This is a genomic window from Bradyrhizobium sp. 147 (assembly GCF_023073935.1).
In the GTDB taxonomy this organism is placed as follows: Bacteria; Pseudomonadota; Alphaproteobacteria; order Rhizobiales; family Xanthobacteraceae; genus Bradyrhizobium.
The window spans coordinates 137,018-154,373 of record NZ_JADPKL010000087.1 but is presented as its reverse complement, the minus strand read 5'-3'; the positions used below and the strand labels follow the sequence as shown (position 1 = coordinate 154,373).

The window sequence follows — 17,356 nt, the reverse complement described above, 5'->3', positions numbered from 1 at the left end:
GGTTGATTGCCGAGGTCGTCTCCAGGAAATCAATCAAGAGATCATCGATGCCCGAAGTCATATTTACCGGCCCCGCTGGCCGTCTCGAAGGCCGCTACCACCCGGCCAAGCAGAAGAACGCGCCGATCGCGATGATCCTGCATCCGCATCCGCAGTTCCACGGCACGATGAACCATCAGATCGTGTACCAGTGCTACTACGCTTTCGCGCATCGCGGCTTCTCCGTGCTGCGCTTCAATTTCCGCGGCGTCGGCCGCAGTCAGGGCTCGTTCGACCATGGCACCGGCGAATTGTCGGATGCGGCGGCAGCGCTCGATTGGGCGCAGACCATCAATCCCGAGGCGCGCGCCTGCTGGGTCGCGGGCTTCTCCTTCGGCGCCTGGATCGGCATGCAGTTGCTGATGCGCCGCCCGGAGGTCGAAGGCTTCATCTCGATCGCGCCGCCGGCCAACCTCTACGACTTCTCATTCCTTGCGCCCTGCCCGTCCTCGGGCCTGATCGTGCACGGCGAAAAGGATGCCGTAGTGCCTCCTAAGGATGTCAACACCCTGGTCGAGAAGCTGAAGACGCAGAAGGGCATCGTGATCGACCAGCAGGTCATTCCCGGCGCCAATCACTTCTTCGATGCCAAGCTCGAGCCGCTGATGGAAACCATCACCGCCTATCTCGACATGCGCCTCGCCAACGTGCGCTGAGGCCTTCCGGCGTAGACGTGTTCGTGGCATGGCTGCGGACCGTCAACGCTGGGGATTTCGAGCGATGAAGGCGTATCTGGTTCTTGATCTATCAGTGAACGACCACGCCGGCTTCAAGACTTACGTCGCTGAAATCCCGGCATTTATTGCCAAGCTTTCAGGGCGGTACATCGTGCGCGGCGTCGAGCCGACCACGATCGAAGGCGACTGGGCGCCCGAGCGCCTCGTCATCATCGAATTTGCTGAGCGCGAGAAGGCGAAAGCGTTCCTCGACGATCCCGACATTCAGGATCTCTTCAGGGTGCGGCACGCAACGACGACAAGCAGGCTGCTGCTTGCCGACGGTTGCACCTGATCACTATGGGCTGACTACGCCAGCTTGAGGGCAACGATCCCCGTCAGCACGAGTGCGATGCCCGCAAGCTTCACCGCGCTCAAGGTCTCGCCGAACAGCACGACGCCCATCAGGAACGTGCCGGCCGCGCCAATGCCGGTCCACACCGAATAGGCAACGCCGACCTCGAGCACCTTCAAGGCACGCCCGAGCAGGAAGACGAAGGCGACGAGCAGCACGAGCGAGGCGATGCTCCAGCCAGCGCGCGTATATCCTTCCGCATATTTCATCGCGATCGCCCAGCCGACATCAAGCGCGCCGGCGATCACGAGCATGAGCCAGGCCGTGGACTGCGACATCGGCGTAGCCTCAGGCCGCGAGCTTCAAGAGATGCGCGTCGTGGCGCACCAGGAAGGCCCGCAGCAATTGCGGATAATCCGCGCCGACCGCAGAGCGCACGCTCGGACGCTTCGCGAGCTCGGCCCGCCACGCGCGGACCTTGGGCAGATCGTTGAAGATTCCGAGCTCAATCAATTCATCGAACACGTCGAAATAGCGGAAGATCGGGGCAAACACTGCATCCACGAGGCTGAACGCGTCGCCCGCGAAATACGGCCCTGCAACAAGCGCGGCTTCCACGCGCGCGAATTTGGCCGCGAGCGCCTGGCGCTTGCTCTCGAATGTCGCCGGATCGGTCGTCGTCTCCAGCCCCCAGAGGTCGCCGAGGATCGCTGAGCCGAACTCCATCCAAGCGCGATGCTCGGCACGTTTCAGCGCATCCGCCGGATGCAGCTTCGCACCGCGTTGCGTGTCTTCGATGTACTCGCAGATCACGTTGCTCTCAAACAACGCAACCTCGCCCTTGTCTGTCGCAACCATCAGCACCGGCACCTTGCCGAGCGGCGACAATTTCAAGAACCAGTCCGGCTTGTCAGCGAGATCGATATCGATCCGCTCGAACGGCACGCCCTTCTCCTTGAGCGCGATCACGGCGCGCTGCACATAGGGGCACAGCTTATGGCTGATCAGTTTGAGCGGAGCGGTCATAATGGCGATCCCGACAGTTAGATGCAACTGCATCTAGATAGATGCACTTGCATGCACATGTCAAGATCAATGCACCTGCGTCAACTCCCTGTGATCTTCAAGGCTGTGCAATCACCCCACCCGTCATCGGCATCGGCACGCCCGTCGTTGCCGGATAGGATAACGGCAGGCCCTTGAGGCCGCGCGCGGCAAGGAAACCGAAGGCCTGCGCCTCGATGGCGTCGGCGGCCCAGCCGAGCGTCTCCGCGGCCTCGACCGTGGCCGAGCCCACCCGCTCGCGGAGCATCCGCAGCATGGTGAGGTTGCGGGCCCCGCCGCCGCAGACAATCCAGCTGCGCGGCCGTCGCGGCAGCAGCGGGATGATGCGGGCGATCGCCGCCGCAGTGAACGCGGTCAGCGTCGCGGCGCCGTCGGCCGGTGGCATGTCGCCGAGCTTCAGCGCGGCAAAGTCGTTGCGGTCGAGCGACTTTGGCGGCGGCGCTGCGAAGAACGGCAGCGCCAGTGCCCGCGCGATCCAGGCCTCATCAGCCTTGCCAAGCGCGGCGAACTTTCCCTCCGCGTCGAACGCCTGGTTCATGGTGCGGTACATGAAGTCGTCGAGCAGCGCATTGCCGGGGCCAGTGTCGCAGGCGATCAGCGTGTCGCTGCCGTCGATATAGGTGATGTTGGAGACGCCGCCGATATTGATCACCGCGATCGGGCCCTCGCGCTCCAGCGAATGGGCGAGCGCCCGATGATAGACCGGCACGAACGGCGCGCCCTGCCCGCCGGCCTCGACGTCGGCGGCGCGGAAATCATACATGACCGGGATGTGAATCGCCTTGGCCAGCGCCGGCCCGTCGCCGATCTGCACCGTCAGCCGCTTTTCGGGCCGGTGCAGCACGGTCTGGCCGTGGAAGCCGACGATGTCGATGTCCTCCGGCCTCATCCGGTTCTGCGCGACGAAAGCGGCGACCGCCTCGGCATGGGCCTGCGTCACTGCGCGCTCAGCCTCGGTCAGGATCCCAGGCCGGGCATCACGTTGCCGTAGGTGCACGGCCTCGGAGAGCGCTTGGCGCAGCAGGTTGCGCTCGGCCGGACCGTAGGGCCGGTAGCCGGTCGGTCCGAACGCCTTGACCTGCTTTCCGTCGGTTTCGATCAGCGCGACATCCACCCCGTCCAGCGAGGTGCCGCTCATCAGACCGAGTGCCGTCAACATCATGGACCAGCGTCCTCAAAGGCCCGCCCCGGCATGCCGATCTTGTGCCAGAGGGACACATCTTATAATGCCACTGCGCCAAGTGGCGGGTGCCAATCGAGTTCCCACGCAAGACTCTTAAATTGCTCCCAAAACAGTAAACCAAGAATTGTCAGGCACGCCGACAAATGACTGCATTCAAATCGGATTTCCTCAATACCCTGCAGGAACGTGGGTTCATCCACCAGTGCTCCGATTTCGAGGGGCTGGACGCGCTCGCCGCCAGGGGCGAGGCGACCGCCTATGTCGGCTACGATTGCACCGCCCCCTCGCTGCATATCGGCAACTATCTGACCATGATGATGCTGCACTGGCTGCAGCAATCCGGCAACAAGCCGATCACGCTGATGGGCGGCGGCACCACCATGGTCGGCGACCCCTCCGGCAAGGACGAGACGCGCGCGATGCGCACGGTCGCCGAGATCGAGGCCAACAAGGCCTCGATCCGCGGCGTGTTCGCCAGGGTGCTGCGTTATGGCGAGGGCAAGAGCGACGCTGTCATGCTCGACAACGCCGAGTGGTTGACCAAGCTGAACTGGATCGAGATGCTGCGCGACGTCGGCCGGCATTTCTCGGTCAACCGCATGCTGACCATGGACTCCGTGCGCCTGCGCCTCGAGCGCGAGCAGGAGATGAGCTTCATCGAGTTCAACTACATGGTCTGCCAGGCCTACGACTTCGTCGAGCTCGCCAAACGCACCGGTTGCCGCCTCCAGATGGGCGGCTCGGACCAGTGGGGCAACATCATCATGGGCGTCGATCTCGGCCGCCGCATGGGCACGCACCAGTTGTTCGCGCTGACGACGCCGCTGCTGACGACCGCGTCCGGCGCCAAGATGGGCAAGACCGCGCAGGGAGCGGTCTGGCTCAACGCCGACCAGTTCTCGCCGTATGATTTCTGGCAGTACTGGCGCAACACCGAGGATGCCGACGTCGGCAAATTCCTGAAACTGTTCACGACGCTGCCGATGAGCGAGATCAAGAAGCTCGAGGCGCTCGGCGGCGCGGAGATCAACGAGGCCAAGAAGGTGCTCGCCACCGAGGCGACCGCGCTGCTGCACGGCCGCGATGCCGCGAACGAGGCGGCAGAGACCGCGCGCCGCACCTTTGAGGAAGGTGCGCTCGCCGAAAGCCTGCCGACGGTGGAAATTCCGCGTGGCGAGCTCGACGATGGTCTCGGCGTGCTCAACGCCTTCGTTCGGGCGGGCTTGGTTGCCTCAAACGGCGAAGCGCGCCGCCAGATCAAAGGGGGCGGACTGCGCATCAACGACGCCCCCGTCACCGACGAGAAGATGGCACTCTCGGTGGCCAACCTGACGCCGGAAGGCGTGATCAAGCTGTCGTTCGGCAAGAAGAAGCACGTCCTCATCAAGCCTGCATAGGCGTATGAGCTTTTCGCTGCTTGTCAGGGCGCGGCGAAGCGCGCTCCTTGAGCGGCAATGGACCAGAACACGCCCAGGCAGGCCGGGGACCGCGCAGCGGCTGCGCCGAGGGGTGCCGTGCGGACCGCGCTCGTCGTGCTCGCGCTGTGTTTCGCGCTGGCTGTCCTTGGCCGCGGCCTCAGCGAGAGCTTCACCGTCTTCCTCAAGCCCATCTCCGAAAGCTTTGGCTGGGATCGCGCGCAGGTCGTCTCGATCTATTCGCTGACCTGGCTCGTCAGCGGACTGACCGCGCCTCTGGTCGGGCGGCTGTTCGACCATTCCGGTCCCCGCGCCGTCTACGCGCTCGGACTGTTCCTGCTCGGCTCGGCCTTCCTGATTGCGGGCCATGCGAAAGCGCTCTGGCAGTTCCAGCTCTCGATCGGACTGTGTGTCGGGATCGGGGTCGCCTTCATCGGCAATGTGCCGAATTCGATTCTGCTCGGCCGCTGGTTCGGGCCGCGGCTGCCGACCGCGATGGCCGTGGTCTATTCGGCAATGGGCGGCGGCGTGCTGGCGCTGCTGCCGGCCTCGCAGCTCCTGATCGATCACATCGGCTGGCGCGAGACCTATCAGCTGTTCGGCTTCGCTGCGCTGGGCCTGCTGGTGCCGCTCATGCTGCTGCCGTGGCCGCTGTTCGCTGCCGGCTCGCCGCAGGTCACCAAGAAGACCGATCCGGATTTCGTTGACAACGGCTGGACGCTTGTTGGCGCCATGCGCCATCACGCCTTCTGGGCGCTGTTCTCGACCTTCTTCTTCACCGCGGTCGGCATGTACGCGATCGCGGCGCAGATCGTGGCTTATCTGATCGATGCCGGCTTCCCGCCACTCCAGGCCGCGACTGCCTGGGGCTTCTCCGGCGTCGTGCTGGTGTTCGGGATGTTGGGGGTCTCCGCGCTCGACGGGCTGATCGGGCGCCGGCCGTCGGTGCTGCTGAGCTACGCGATCTCGATGCTCGGCATCTTCCTGCTCTGGCTCCTGCAGTATTATCCGAACATCATCCTGCTCACCGGTTTCGTCGTCTGCTTCGGCAGCATGATGGGCTCGCGCGGGCCGCTGATCACCGCAACTGCGATGAAAATCTTCCAGGGAAAACGGGTGGGCACCATCTATGGCACCATCTCGATCGGCAGTGGCCTCGGCTCGGCATTCGGCTCCTGGAGCGGCGGCCTGATCCATGACGCGACCCACGGCTACAACGCGCTGCTCGCCTTCGCACTTGCGAGTGTGGTGCTCGGGATGATTCCGTTCCTAGTCGTGCCTGCCTTGCGACGGTAGGTTTCCCAGGGGTAACTTGAGTTCGTTTGCGTCACCGGAAAATTACGGATGGGCACGACGCCAACACCAGAAAAAATGCGGATCGCGCGCGACTGAGAGCGGAGCCTGCGGTGTTTTGTCCGACATGACGAAAATGTCAGCGCGGAATTGATCCTGATGGCTTGCGAGGCGGAATCGAATACGGTCCAAGTCGCGCATTGGATGGAGGGCACAAACCAATGAACTTTCCCTATCTCACTCGCTTTCAACCGGTTCTCCTGAGCCTGTTTCGCTTCATCACCGGCCTCTTGCTGTTCCAGTACGGCGTTGCGAAGATCTTCAAGTTTCCGGTGCTTCCTTACTTCGCCAACATCCCGCCGCTGATCTGGACGGCAGGCGCGATCGAGCTGGTGCTCGGTGCGCTCCTGATGCTCGGCCTGTTCACCCGCCTCTCGGCTTTCATTCTCTCGGGTGAGATGGCCTTCGCCTACTTCATGGGCCACATGTTCAAGGGCGAAACGCCGGTGTTCCTGCCGCTGCTCAACGGCGGCACCGCCGCGATCCTGTTCTGCTTCGCCTGCCTCTACCTCTCGGCAGCCGGCGGCGGCTCGGTCAGCGTCGATGCGGCGATGGGCAAGGAAAGCGATTCGACCGGCGGCGCCTACGCCCGGCGCTGACGCGCTCGCGGATTCGAAGGAAAGACAGGGTACCGGCGCATTTGCCGGTGCCGGCTCAACGCGCGCCCAGCACGTTCCAGATGAGAACGAGAGCCGCCACGAGCAGCACGGACATGATGATGCGGTGAACGAATCGACTCATCGCTGTCCCGACAAGCCTCGGCCACAACGAAAATCCAGCATCAATTCTTCCCGCGATTAGATGCGCCATGCGCAGGCGCGGCACGTTTGCGCATGGCGACTGCGAACGCCGCATGCATGGCAGCGCGTTGCCCGCGTCCGTTCATGATTGGTAAGAACTTCATGCTACCGACGCGAGCAATAACAACCATTCCGTAGAGACCGTGATGCAACTGCTCAGTCATCTGAAGATCCGCACCAAGCTTGCCAGCATGGTCTGCCTCGCGGCGCTCACGGTCACGGCCATCATCGGGGTATCGGCCGTGCTGAGCAAGAGCCGCATGATGGAGGACCGTGTCCAGCAGATGCGGACGGCGGTGGAGCTCCTCCATAATTACGCGCAATCGCTCCAGGACGAGGTGACAGCCGGCAAGCTCACGCAAGCCGAGGCCAAGAGCTTGTTCCACCAACGCGGCCGCCGCATGAGCTTCAACGGCGGCCAGGGCTACCCGGTGGTCTACAATCAGGACACCTCTCTGGTCGTGAACGGCGCCAATCAGCAGCTCGAAGGCAAGATCACTGGCGCCAAGGATTCCAACGGCGTGTTGATTGCCGACGCCATCATCAGGGCCGGCACCGACACCGCGCAGGGTGGCGTGACCTCCTATCTCTATCCCCGCCCCGGCCAGACCGAGCCGGTCCGCAAGACCGTGTTCGCGCGCAGATTCGCGCCCTGGAACGTGACCATCAGCTACGGACTCTACGTCGACGACATCGACGCCGACGTGCGCGCGCTGACGCTGGAGCTCGCCGCCATCGGCATCGGCCTGATGCTGCTGATGGCGATGCTGTCCTGGCTGATCGCCCGCGACGTGCTCGCCGCGCTGGACCGCCAGAAGACCCGCATGCAGCAGATTTCGGAAGGCACTATCGACAAGGCGGTCGAAGAGACCGGCCGCGGCGACGAGATCGGCCGCATGGCCGAGACGCTCGAAGTGCTCCGGCAAACCGCGCTGACCGCACGTAACCTGGAGGCCGAGCAGGTCGCCACCAAGGCCCGTAGCGAGCAGGAGAAACGCGATGCCTTGATCGCGCTTGCCGACCGCTTCGATGCGTCCGTCGGCCAGCTGGTCGGGCTGATGGCTTCGGGCTCCGGCGAACTCGAGGCGACCGCCAAGTCGATGTCCTCCACCGCCGAAGGCACCAACCGCCGCGCCGCTGTGGTCGGCTCGGCCGCCACCGAGGCCAGCCAGCGCGTCCAGACCGTCGCGGCCGCCGCCGAAGAGCTCTCCACTTCCATCACCGAGATCAGCCGTCAGGTCGCGCAGTCCGCCGAAGTCACCGGACGCGCGGTGGACAGTGCGCGCCGCACCGACACGATCGTGCGCGCGCTGTCCGATGGTGCCCAGCAGATCGAGCACGTCGCCGAGCTGATCTCCAGCATCGCGGCACAGACCAATTTGCTCGCGCTTAACGCCACTATCGAGGCTGCACGCGCAGGCGAAGCCGGTCGTGGCTTTGCCGTGGTCGCCTCCGAGGTAAAGTCGCTCGCGAGCCAGACCGCGGAAGCCACCCGCGAGATCGGCGACAAGATCGCCCAGATCCAGGGCGCGACCAAAGAAGCGGTGGACGCAATCGGCGGCATCACCGCCACCATCGAGGAGGTCAGTCGCATTGCGACCTCGATCGGCGCGGCCATCGAGGAGCAAGGTGCCGCCACCGCCGAGATCGCCCGCAGCGTGTCGCAGACCGCAGAAGCGACCCAGGAGGTCACGACCAATATCAGCGCCGTTAGCACGGCTGCGAACGAGACCGGCAACGCTGCCGGCATGGTGCTCGCGGCCGCCTCGAGCCTCTCCAAGCAGGCCGAACAGCTCTCCGGCGAGGTCGGGACGTTCCTGGCTGGCGTGCGCGCGGCGTAAGTTTCCGACCCCCACATGCGTCATGCCCGGGACAGGCGCGGGCGTGGCGGACTCTTGAGTCCCGCTTCTATCGCCGCGCCAGGCTGCAACCGCTCGACAGCTGCCGCGTCGATCCGGTCGACCCGTCGTTCGATTGCGACTGGAATTCCTCGAATGGCGAGTTCTGCTTGCCGGTGTTGAACTCGAAGATCTTGCGGAACAGGCCCGGCGCCATCGCCGAGATCGGATTGACGCGCATCACGGGCGCGGCCGGGGTGCCGACGACCTCGTAAGTCACGCCGATCAGCCCCTCGTTGTTGCCGCCGCCGAGGAAGATGCCGAACAACGGGATCTGGCCGAAGATGTTGTTGACGCCATACATCGGCACGAAGGTGCCGCTCATGCACACCTGGTTGCCGGGATAGTCGATCGAGCCCTCGATGGTGGCGCCGATCATCGGTCCCTTGACGACGCCGTCACGGATCGTGAGCGCGCCATTCTGACGGGTGAACTCGGCGCGGAGCGCGCTGAAGGAGACGCCGTTGCCGGTGCCGTTGGGCGCGCCGGCAGCAACGCGCTCGAGCTGCGCCTCGCCCTTCACGGTGAAGTCGCGCACGTTGATGAGACCCTCGCGCGAGGTGTTCGGCTCGGATGTCGGCGGCTCCATCGCCACCACCATCTGGCCGCCGACCGCCTTGGTATAGGTGTCGGTGAAGCGCAGCAGCGCGCCGGCATCGTTGGTCTGGAGATAGATCACTTCACGGCTGCCCTGCGCGCGGCCACCGCGCAAATCGGCCGCCACCGGCGTATCACGGCCGATCTTGCCACTCAACGTCAAGGCTTTGACGGCGCCGTTGCGTTTCGACATCTTGGCATCGACGCTGCGCATCGCCTCGCCGTTGAAACCGGCGACGGCGCCGAGCTTCACGTCGATGTCGAAATCGATGTTCTTCAGCTTGTTCTTGGCATCGTCTTTGGAATTGCCTGAGATCGCCGACTTCAGGAAACCGCGGCCGTCGAACACGTCGCCGCGCATGGTGCCGCGCACCACGCCGTCCTGGCTGCGCTCCACCTTCAACGAGGCCTTGTCGCCGTCGGAGGGCGAATAGGTCGGGAAGTTCGCGTTCATCAGGTCGCCATTCGCATCGATCTCGAGCGAGCCCTTGATCGAGGCGCCGCCGCCCTCGATGACGATGTCCTCGAAACGCGTCGATTGCGCCGTCGGCACCACTTTGAAGCTGGCCTTGCCGGACTTGCCCGGCAGCTTGACCCAGCCGGGCAGGATGTTGTCGAGCTTGACTGAGGTCAGGTCGGCCTCGACGGCGAGCTTCGTCGTCTGATCCGCGCCGCTCGCGATCTTGCCCGACAGCTTGATCGGCAACGATCCACTCACGGCAGGGCTGAGATCGAACCCCAGGCGCGCGCGGCTGGCATCGTCCAGCGTCGCCTGCAATCTGACGTCCGCATCGCCCTCGGCCGGCTTGCGATAGTCGAGCGAGGCGGCCTGCCCGTTGATCTTGACGTCGCCCTTGACCTGATAGCCCTGGTTGCTCGCGATGATCTTGAGGTTGTTGGCCTCCAGCTTCTGGTTCATCACCAGCTTGTCGGCGGCAAAGCCGTTGAGCTCGGCTGTCACGGCATAGGTCGTGTCGGCCCTGGTCAGCTCGCCCTTGACCGGCATGCCGAGCTGGATGTTCGCCGAGAACGTCCCCTTGCTGGTATTGGGATCGACGACGGTCGAAGACAGATCGCTCAGGCGATCATTGGAGAGCATTTCGGCCGCCGCGGGCACCGGTCCGTCGACGCGAAATCTCGTGCGCGACGGCGACGGCTTGGGCGCCATATCCGGCACCTCGAACGTGAAGTCGGAGATCGTGATCTTGCGGCCGGCGGGCGTGTCGGCAATGCCCTGCCCGATGTTCACGGTCGCAGTGCGGCCGGTCACGCGCGCCTTCAGATCGGCATCGTGCACCACCGGCATGCCGTCCACCGGACGCACCGCGACACCGCTTGCCACGATGTTGACCGACAGGCCGTCGTCGGGGATGGGAGGCCCCTTGCGCGGAAGGTTCTTCACCGGCGAGTTGACGCCGATCTCGATCCGCTGGAGCGTGCCGCGCTCGATCCGCTCGATCACCCATTCACGCAGCTCGGGAACGATCAATGTGGGCCACATCCGCTTCAGCGCGGAGGCCGACATCGGCGTTCCCGCAAAGCCGAGCGTCAGCCGCGGCTCGCCCGAATAGTCGATGGCACCGGTGCCGGCGACACCGATCTCGCCATTGCTGATATCGGCCTGCGTCAGCAAGAGGCGCTTGTGGTCAGTGTCGAAACGGAAACCGATCGCAATACGGTTGAAGACGAGCGGCGGCTCGTTGTCGATGCCACCAAGCAGGATCGAGCCGCCACTGAAGCCGAGCTGCCAGTCATTGGTGGCGCCGTTCGGTGGCTCGAGATGGCCCAGCAGGGTCAGGCGGTTGGCGCCGGAGAGAATTTTGAACGGAGCGACCAGCACCCGCCGGTTCGCGTCCCACTCGACGTTGATCTCGGCCGAGTCGATCGTCATCGGATAATCGGGCGTGTCGGTGTCGATGATGTTGCCCGCGCCGACCGCGATCTTGCCACGGAAGTAGGTCGGCACGCCGTCGCGGCCGAGTTCGCCCTTCAGCTCGCCCGTCAGCGGCAGGTCCGCGGTATAGGTGAGATCCTTGACCCGCAGCGCCAACAGGATGTTGGAGGTCGAGACCTTGTCGGCGCGGATGTCGACCGAGCGCACGCCGTTCTCGGCCGGCCCGATCGTGGCGCGCAGCATCCACGGGCGCGCGCCCTCCTCGCCGAGGCTGAGCGCGACGCCGCCACTGCTCGGCCGGCGCAGGCTGAGCGTGATGTTCTCGAACGACCATTTGCTGCCGCGCTGCTGGTCGTCGACAATCAGATTGCCGTTCTTCAGACCGATCTCGTTGAGGTTCTGGCCGTCGAGGCCGGTCATGCTCAGACTGTCGAGCCAATCGAGGCCCTGAAGAATTCCGCTCTGTGCGGTCGCCTGGGGAGCAGCCTGGGATGTGTCCGGGCTCGCAGGCGCTGTGGCGAATGGCGGCGGCGGGACGCCGTTGCGTGGGAATGTCGGCGGCAAGCCTGCCTCTTTCTTGGAGGCCACGCCGGTTGCCAGCGGCTTTGCGGTGTCGCCGGCCGAGACCGTGACGGTGCCGTCAGGTGCGATGCGGATCGCGAGCTCGGCATCGACGAGATTGAGGCTTTCTGCGCGCAGGTGCCCCATGAGGAGACCCGCACCCGACAGCTTGACCTCGGCTTTCGGCGCACTGGCGACGATGGCGTGATCGCGGTCGCGGACGACGATGTCACGGATGCGGACTGCGATCCGGACCCGCCCCGCCCGCTCGATCTGGGTGCCGCCCACCTCTACGGTGTTGCCGTGGCCGATATTGTCCTCGATGGCGGCTGCCAGCCATGGCGTTGCAATGTCGAGATTGATGGGCCCGGCGCCGAGCCGCCACCACAGCGTGCCGAAACAGCCGACGAAAATGACGACGAGGACGCCAACGACGACGGCCAGCCGCTTCAGCCAGCGGCCGCTGCCCAGCCGGCGACGTAAAGATCCAAACCCGTCACCGAGGCGATGGAAACCCGAATTGGAACGCGATAGCAGCCGGCGCGCGCGATGGCCCGCCGCCTCCTCCTGATCCGGATCCCAATCGGCGTCGTCCCATTCCTGCGGCTGTGATTGACCGCCGCGCCGATCGAAGTCCCGCGTGTAATCCTGGGGCGACTTATTCCTTGCCATTGCCTCTCGATACAGGCGTCCATCGTCGGATTGAGCGCCGCCGGGACCGCAGCCGCCGACGGGGAGCGAAGGCCCCTGCGCCGGCATTGCCGCCGTACTTCGAATATTCCTGCTGTTCGTCATTTCGCCCCGGCAGCGCGTTCAACGAGCAGTGGGGTGGTGCGTGGAATTCCTTGTAACCATACTCCGGCGTCGTCAGACTTGCCCAGCCGAGGGCGCGATTCCGGCACACCGGACGAGAGCTGCAATACCGCTTTGGTTGACCTGTCGAAAGCGACGAAAGGAAGGCGTATGTCCAAGAAATCCCAAAAGAAATCGTCCAAAACGCCCTCCGGCAGTCCGACGGCTAAAAAGAAGACCCTGAAAACGCGGGCAGCGACTCAAACAAGGTCCGCGAAAACACAGCGGACGCCGGCGAGCAAATCAACCAAGACCATAGCAAAAGCAGGATCACATAAGGCCGCCTCGAAACAGTTAAATTCCTCCAAGTCGCCCGCGGCGGCGAAGGTCGCCTTGACCGAGGGCCAGAAGGCTCCCGCGTTCCGTCTGCCCCGCGACGGCGGCGATGTGGTCACGCTGGCGGACTATGCCGGGCAAAAGCTCGTGCTGTTCTTCTACCCTCGCGCCGACACGCCCGGTTGTACCAGGGAGGCGATCGACTTCACCCGGCTGGCGGACGCCTTCACGGCTGGCGGCACGGCCGTGCTCGGCATCTCCGCGGATCCGTTAAAGGCCCAGGAAAAGTTCCGCGACAAGCACAAGCTCGCCATTCCGCTCATCTCGGACGAGACGCACGAGATGCTGGAGGCCTACGGCGCCTGGGGCGAAAAGTCCATGTATGGCAAAAGCTTCCTCGGAATTCTTCGCACCACGGTGCTGGTCGGCCGCGATGGCAAAGTGGCCCGGATCTGGCGCAATGTCCGGGTCGACGGCCATGCCGATGAGGTCCTGGAAGCGGCAAGAAGTCTTTAATCAGTCCTTTGAATTCGAATGTTCCCGTTTCCGGAAAATTAACCATGACCGGCCCAGATTGCTGCGGCAATTAGGGCCGTACGGACTCATCCGACCGGCGCGGGAGTGCCGATGTCGAAAAGTTCTGCCCAATACTCGCAGTACCCCCAACATCATGCCCACGACCACGGACGGGCCTTCCATCGCCATCCAGCCGCCCCAGCGGCGGCGGTTGCGGTCCCCCTTCCCGCGACCGACGACGCCTACACCATTGTCCATGCCGGCAAGCAAGTCCGCTTCGGACCCGTGGTGTTCTGGATCGTGGTCGGTACGGTCGTGCTGCTCGGACTGTGGTCGGCCGCCACCGCCACCTACTTCGCCTTCCGCGACGACGTCCTGACCCGGCTGATCGCCCGCCAAGCCGAGATGCAGTACGCCTATGAAGACCGTATCGCCGAGCTGCGGGCCAAGGTCGACCGCACCACCAGCCGGCAGCTGCTCGACCAGGAGCAGTTCGACCAAAAGCTCGACCAGATCATGAAGCGCCAGACGGCGCTGGAATCCCGGGCTACGGCGCTCGGCGCCATGCCCGACGTGACCGGGTCGATCCCGCGCTCGACACCGCAGCGTGGCGACGCCGGCCAGAACGCAACCCAGGGCACGCCGAAGCCGTCGCCGATCAGCGACACCGTAATCTTTGTGGCGCCGCCGGATCGCGAAGCGCGGCTCGAGTCGCGCGCGCCGACTGTCGCGGCGCCGCCGACCAGCCAATTCGCCAAGAACCAGGGCTTCGACAACGTCCTGGTCCGGCTCACGGCTTCGCTTGATCAGGTCGAGCGTCGCCAGATGGCGGCGCTTAACGCCGTCGAGGAAGGCATGGATTCACGCATGCGCCGGATGCGCGGCGTCGTCAGCGATCTCGGCCTCAGCCTCGCCAATCTCGAAGCCGCCGTACCGCGCACCGCAATGGGCGGGCCTTTCGTACCCGTCAAATTGACGCCCAACGCCGGGCCGTTCGAGAAGCAGCTTTATCGCATCAACACCACGCGCGCCGAGTTGGACCGGCTCAATCGCACGCTGGCGCTGGTGCCCTATCGCAAGCCCGTCATCGGCGAGGTCGAGTTCACCTCCGGCTTCGGCGTGCGCAGCGATCCTTTCCTCGGCCGGCCCGCAATGCATACCGGGCTCGACTTCCGCGCCGCCACCGGCGATCCCGTTCGCGTCACCGCCAACGGCAAGGTAGTTTCCGCCGGCTGGTCCGGCGGCTATGGCCGCATGGTCGAGGTCGATCACGGAAACGGGCTTTCGACCCGCTATGGCCATCTCTCCGAGATCAACGTCAGGATCGGCGAGGTCGTCAAGATCGGCCAGGTGATTGGTCTCGTCGGTTCGACCGGCCGTTCCACGGGTCCGCATTTGCACTATGAGACCCGCATCGAGGGCGAGGCGGTCGATCCGCAGAAATTTTTGCGCGCCGGCGTGCGGCTCAGCGCGGGCTAACGCAGATACACGGCGGATTACTGGCTGCGCTCGTGGCCGACCTCACCTGTGATGACGTCACCGAACAGCTCCCAAGCCTGCCCGTTGAAGCGCATCAGCTGCATCTGCTCGATTGGGAAATAATCGTCAGGCGAGGTGTTGACCATGATGCCCGGCAGCATCAGGTCAGTGTGGAAGTCCTTCAGGTTCGCAGCCTGCTTCATCACGTTCTCGCGGGTGAGATGGTCGCCGCACTGCTTCAAGACCTGGACCATCGCTTCGGCCTGGACGTAGCCATAGACATTGTTGGCGTTAGTCTTGTCGCCGTCAGGGTAATACTTGTCCATGAACGCGCGCCATTTCACCACAGCCGGATCCTTGTCCCAGGTCGGATCGGTCGGGTCTTTCAGATAGACCGTCGAGATGATGTCCTTGGAATAGTCCAGCCCGGCCGGCTTGAGCACCGAGGCAACCGAGGTCGCAGTGTTGGCCAGGAAGAACTTTGGCTTCCAGCCGAGCTCGCCCACCTTCCGGATCGCCTGCGCCGATCCTTTTGGCGCGGCCCATGAGAAGAAAATGTCCGCACCGGAATCGTGAAGAGCAACGATCTGCGAGTCGATCGAGGGATCGCTGACTTCATAGGATTTGTCCGCGATGATCATACTGGCCTTGTCGCCAAGCCCGTCCTTCAGTCCCTTGAACTGGTCCTTGCCGGCATCGTCGTTCTGCCAGAACACCACGATCTTGCTGTCGGGGAAATGATCGCGGATGTACTTTGCATAGATCCGCCCCTCGCTCTGATAGTTGGGCTGGAAGCCCATGGTCCAAGGGAAATTTTTGGGATCGCCGAACTTGGTGCCACCGGAGGCCACGAAGAGCTGCGGCACTTTCTTGGCGTTCATGTATTTCATGATCGCGGAGTTCGAGGGCGTGCCGAGCGACTGGAAGATCAAGAGAACCTCGTCGCTCTCGACGAGCTTGCGCGCCTGTTCGATCGCTTTCGGGGGCGAATAGGCGTCATCATAGCTGATGAAGTTGATCTTTCGCCCGTTGATGCCGCCTTGATCGTTGATCATCCTGAAAAAGGCGGCCTCCGTCTTGCCGATCACGCCATAGGAAGACGCCGGCCCGCTATAGGGCATGATGTTGCCGATCTTGATTTCGGTGTCGCTGGCGCCGGGGTCGTATTTCTTCTGCGCGAAGGCCGGTGTCGTGGCGAGCACTCCGGCAGCAAGCATGGCGAGGGCAGCAAGGTTGGTGCGACGACCCGGCATCGTTCTCTCCCCTGTATTTTTGTAGTCTTGTTATGCAGGGAGTGTCGCAAGGCGCCCTGCCGCTGGCAAGCGCCGGGATTGTCCGCGAGATGAAACGATGGAGCGGGAACTTACGCGCCGCGACGCAGCAGGCCGGGCACGCGTCCGTCGATCACGAGCAATGCGCTGCCGATGACGATGGCGCCGGCGATCTCGCGCATGGAGATCGCCTCACCAAGCACCAGCCATCCCAGAAAGATCGCGGTGACGGGAATGAGCAGCGTCACCAGCATGACATTGCTCGCGCCCGAGCGTCGCGCGATCTGAAAGAACACGATGTAGGCGAGCGCCGTTGAAAGCGCGGCAAGGCCAAGCACGGCGAGGCAGGTCGTCGGGCTCGGTAGCGGTAGCTGCCATGGCCTCTCCACCGCGCCGGCGACGACCGTCATCATCACGGTGGATGCCATCAGTTGAAATGTCGCCGCTCCAAGCGGGTGCGTGTCCTTCAGCAACCGTCGCGCCGCGAGCGCCGCAAGACCATAGCTGAAGGCGCCGGCGAGGCAGAGCAGGATACCGAGCCCCTGCCCCGGCCTCGTCTCGAAACCCCATCCGCGCAGGATGATCACGCCGGCAAGCCCCAGCGCCACCCCGGCGATACGACGCATCTGCAAGGCCTCCTCACCGGCCGCCGCCATCACCACCACAGTGAACAGCGGCGTGGTCGCGTTCAGGATCGACGCCAGCCCGCTCGGAATGAAAGTCTGGCCGATCACAATGAGCGAGAACGGAATCACGTTGTTGAGCAGCCCGATCGCGACGAACGGCCTCCATCCCATCGTGCCCGAGGGGAAGCCGATCCCCTGCATACGGAGCAACGGTAGGAGAATGGCGGCGCCAAGCGCGACGCGCAGGAACACCAGCGTCAGCGGCGGCAATTCCCGTAAGCCCGCGCTGTTGAAGAAGAACGAGCCACCCCAGAGCACCGAGAGCATGGCGAGCAGCGACCAGTCGCGCGCATCGATGCGGTTGTCGTTCCGGGGCATGGCGTCTCAGCTTGGCGGCCCAGCCCATCCCCTAGAACGGTGCGGTGGACAGTGCCACCCGATTTCCGATGAAGCATCGGTTTACAAAACCGGCGCTTGGAATGAATGGAGCGGCCAAGGCGGCCCCATATTGGTGCACTTG

The 17,356-nt window shown here is 64.1% G+C and carries 14 protein-coding genes; 8 read left to right on the top strand and 6 right to left on the bottom strand.

Translation table 11 applies throughout. The features are described 5' to 3' along the window. Positions 1–47: 47 nt before the first annotated feature. Both IVA87_RS20525 and IVA87_RS20520 read left to right on the top strand, forming a co-directional pair. Positions 48–695, top strand: a complete 648-nt coding sequence (locus IVA87_RS20525; RefSeq protein WP_014495555.1) for an alpha/beta hydrolase — start codon at positions 48–50, stop codon at positions 693–695. Positions 696–759: 64 nt separating this feature from the next. Next, positions 760–1,050, top strand: coding sequence for a DUF1330 domain-containing protein (locus IVA87_RS20520; RefSeq protein ID WP_247297046.1), 291 nt, complete (start codon positions 760–762; stop codon positions 1,048–1,050). A 14-nt stretch (positions 1,051–1,064) separates the two neighbouring features. Here the strand turns inward: IVA87_RS20520 and IVA87_RS20515 are convergent, their stop codons facing one another. The 3 genes from IVA87_RS20515 to IVA87_RS20505 form a co-directional block, all read right to left on the bottom strand. Then, entirely contained in the window at positions 1,065–1,388 is a 324-nt protein-coding gene (locus IVA87_RS20515) for a multidrug efflux SMR transporter (RefSeq protein ID WP_247334733.1), read from the bottom strand. 10 nt (positions 1,389–1,398) lie between these two features. Continuing rightward, positions 1,399–2,076, bottom strand: coding sequence for a glutathione S-transferase family protein (locus IVA87_RS20510; protein ID WP_247297050.1), 678 nt, complete (start codon positions 2,074–2,076; stop codon positions 1,399–1,401). Between the two features lie 97 nt (positions 2,077–2,173). Then, entirely contained in the window at positions 2,174–3,277 is a 1,104-nt protein-coding gene (locus IVA87_RS20505) for an anhydro-N-acetylmuramic acid kinase (protein ID WP_247297057.1), read from the bottom strand. A 164-nt stretch (positions 3,278–3,441) separates the two neighbouring features. Between IVA87_RS20505 and tyrS the strand changes: the two genes are divergently transcribed. The 4 genes from tyrS (at position 3,442) to IVA87_RS20485 (ending at position 8,707) form a co-directional block, all read left to right on the top strand. After that, a complete protein-coding gene (tyrS, locus tag IVA87_RS20500) occupies positions 3,442–4,695 on the top strand; it encodes a tyrosine--tRNA ligase (RefSeq protein ID WP_247297059.1) in 1,254 nt (417 codons plus the stop codon). A gap of 57 nt (positions 4,696–4,752) precedes the next feature. Beyond that, positions 4,753–6,009, top strand: coding sequence for an MFS transporter (locus IVA87_RS20495; protein WP_247334732.1), 1,257 nt, complete (start codon positions 4,753–4,755; stop codon positions 6,007–6,009). Between the two features lie 218 nt (positions 6,010–6,227). Continuing rightward, complete coding sequence (locus IVA87_RS20490; protein WP_247297072.1) at positions 6,228–6,665, top strand: DoxX family protein; 438 nt, start codon at positions 6,228–6,230, stop codon at positions 6,663–6,665. A 347-nt stretch (positions 6,666–7,012) separates the two neighbouring features. Then, entirely contained in the window at positions 7,013–8,707 is a 1,695-nt protein-coding gene (locus IVA87_RS20485) for a methyl-accepting chemotaxis protein (protein WP_247297074.1), read from the top strand. A gap of 67 nt (positions 8,708–8,774) precedes the next feature. Here IVA87_RS20485 and IVA87_RS20480 read toward each other — a convergent pair whose 3' ends face one another. After that, the gene (locus IVA87_RS20480) at positions 8,775–12,575 is read right to left on the bottom strand and encodes a DUF3971 domain-containing protein (RefSeq protein WP_247297076.1); all 3,801 of its coding nucleotides are present in this window, start codon (positions 12,573–12,575) and stop codon (positions 8,775–8,777) included. Between the two features lie 204 nt (positions 12,576–12,779). Between IVA87_RS20480 and IVA87_RS20475 the strand changes: the two genes are divergently transcribed. Together IVA87_RS20475 and IVA87_RS20470 are read left to right on the top strand one after the other, a co-directional pair. Next, positions 12,780–13,460, top strand: coding sequence for a peroxiredoxin (locus IVA87_RS20475; RefSeq protein WP_247297078.1), 681 nt, complete (start codon positions 12,780–12,782; stop codon positions 13,458–13,460). 111 nt (positions 13,461–13,571) lie between these two features. After that, positions 13,572–14,939, top strand: a complete 1,368-nt coding sequence (locus IVA87_RS20470) for a M23 family metallopeptidase (protein ID WP_247297080.1) — start codon at positions 13,572–13,574, stop codon at positions 14,937–14,939. Positions 14,940–14,956: 17 nt separating this feature from the next. Here the strand turns inward: IVA87_RS20470 and IVA87_RS20465 are convergent, their stop codons facing one another. Beyond that, positions 14,957–16,192: an ABC transporter substrate-binding protein gene (locus IVA87_RS20465; protein WP_247334731.1), complete on the bottom strand. Its 1,236-nt coding sequence runs from the start codon at positions 16,190–16,192 to the stop codon at positions 14,957–14,959. A 110-nt stretch (positions 16,193–16,302) separates the two neighbouring features. Then, positions 16,303–17,214, bottom strand: a complete 912-nt coding sequence (locus IVA87_RS20460; protein WP_247297084.1) for a DMT family transporter — start codon at positions 17,212–17,214, stop codon at positions 16,303–16,305. Positions 17,215–17,356: the final 142 nt, after the last annotated feature.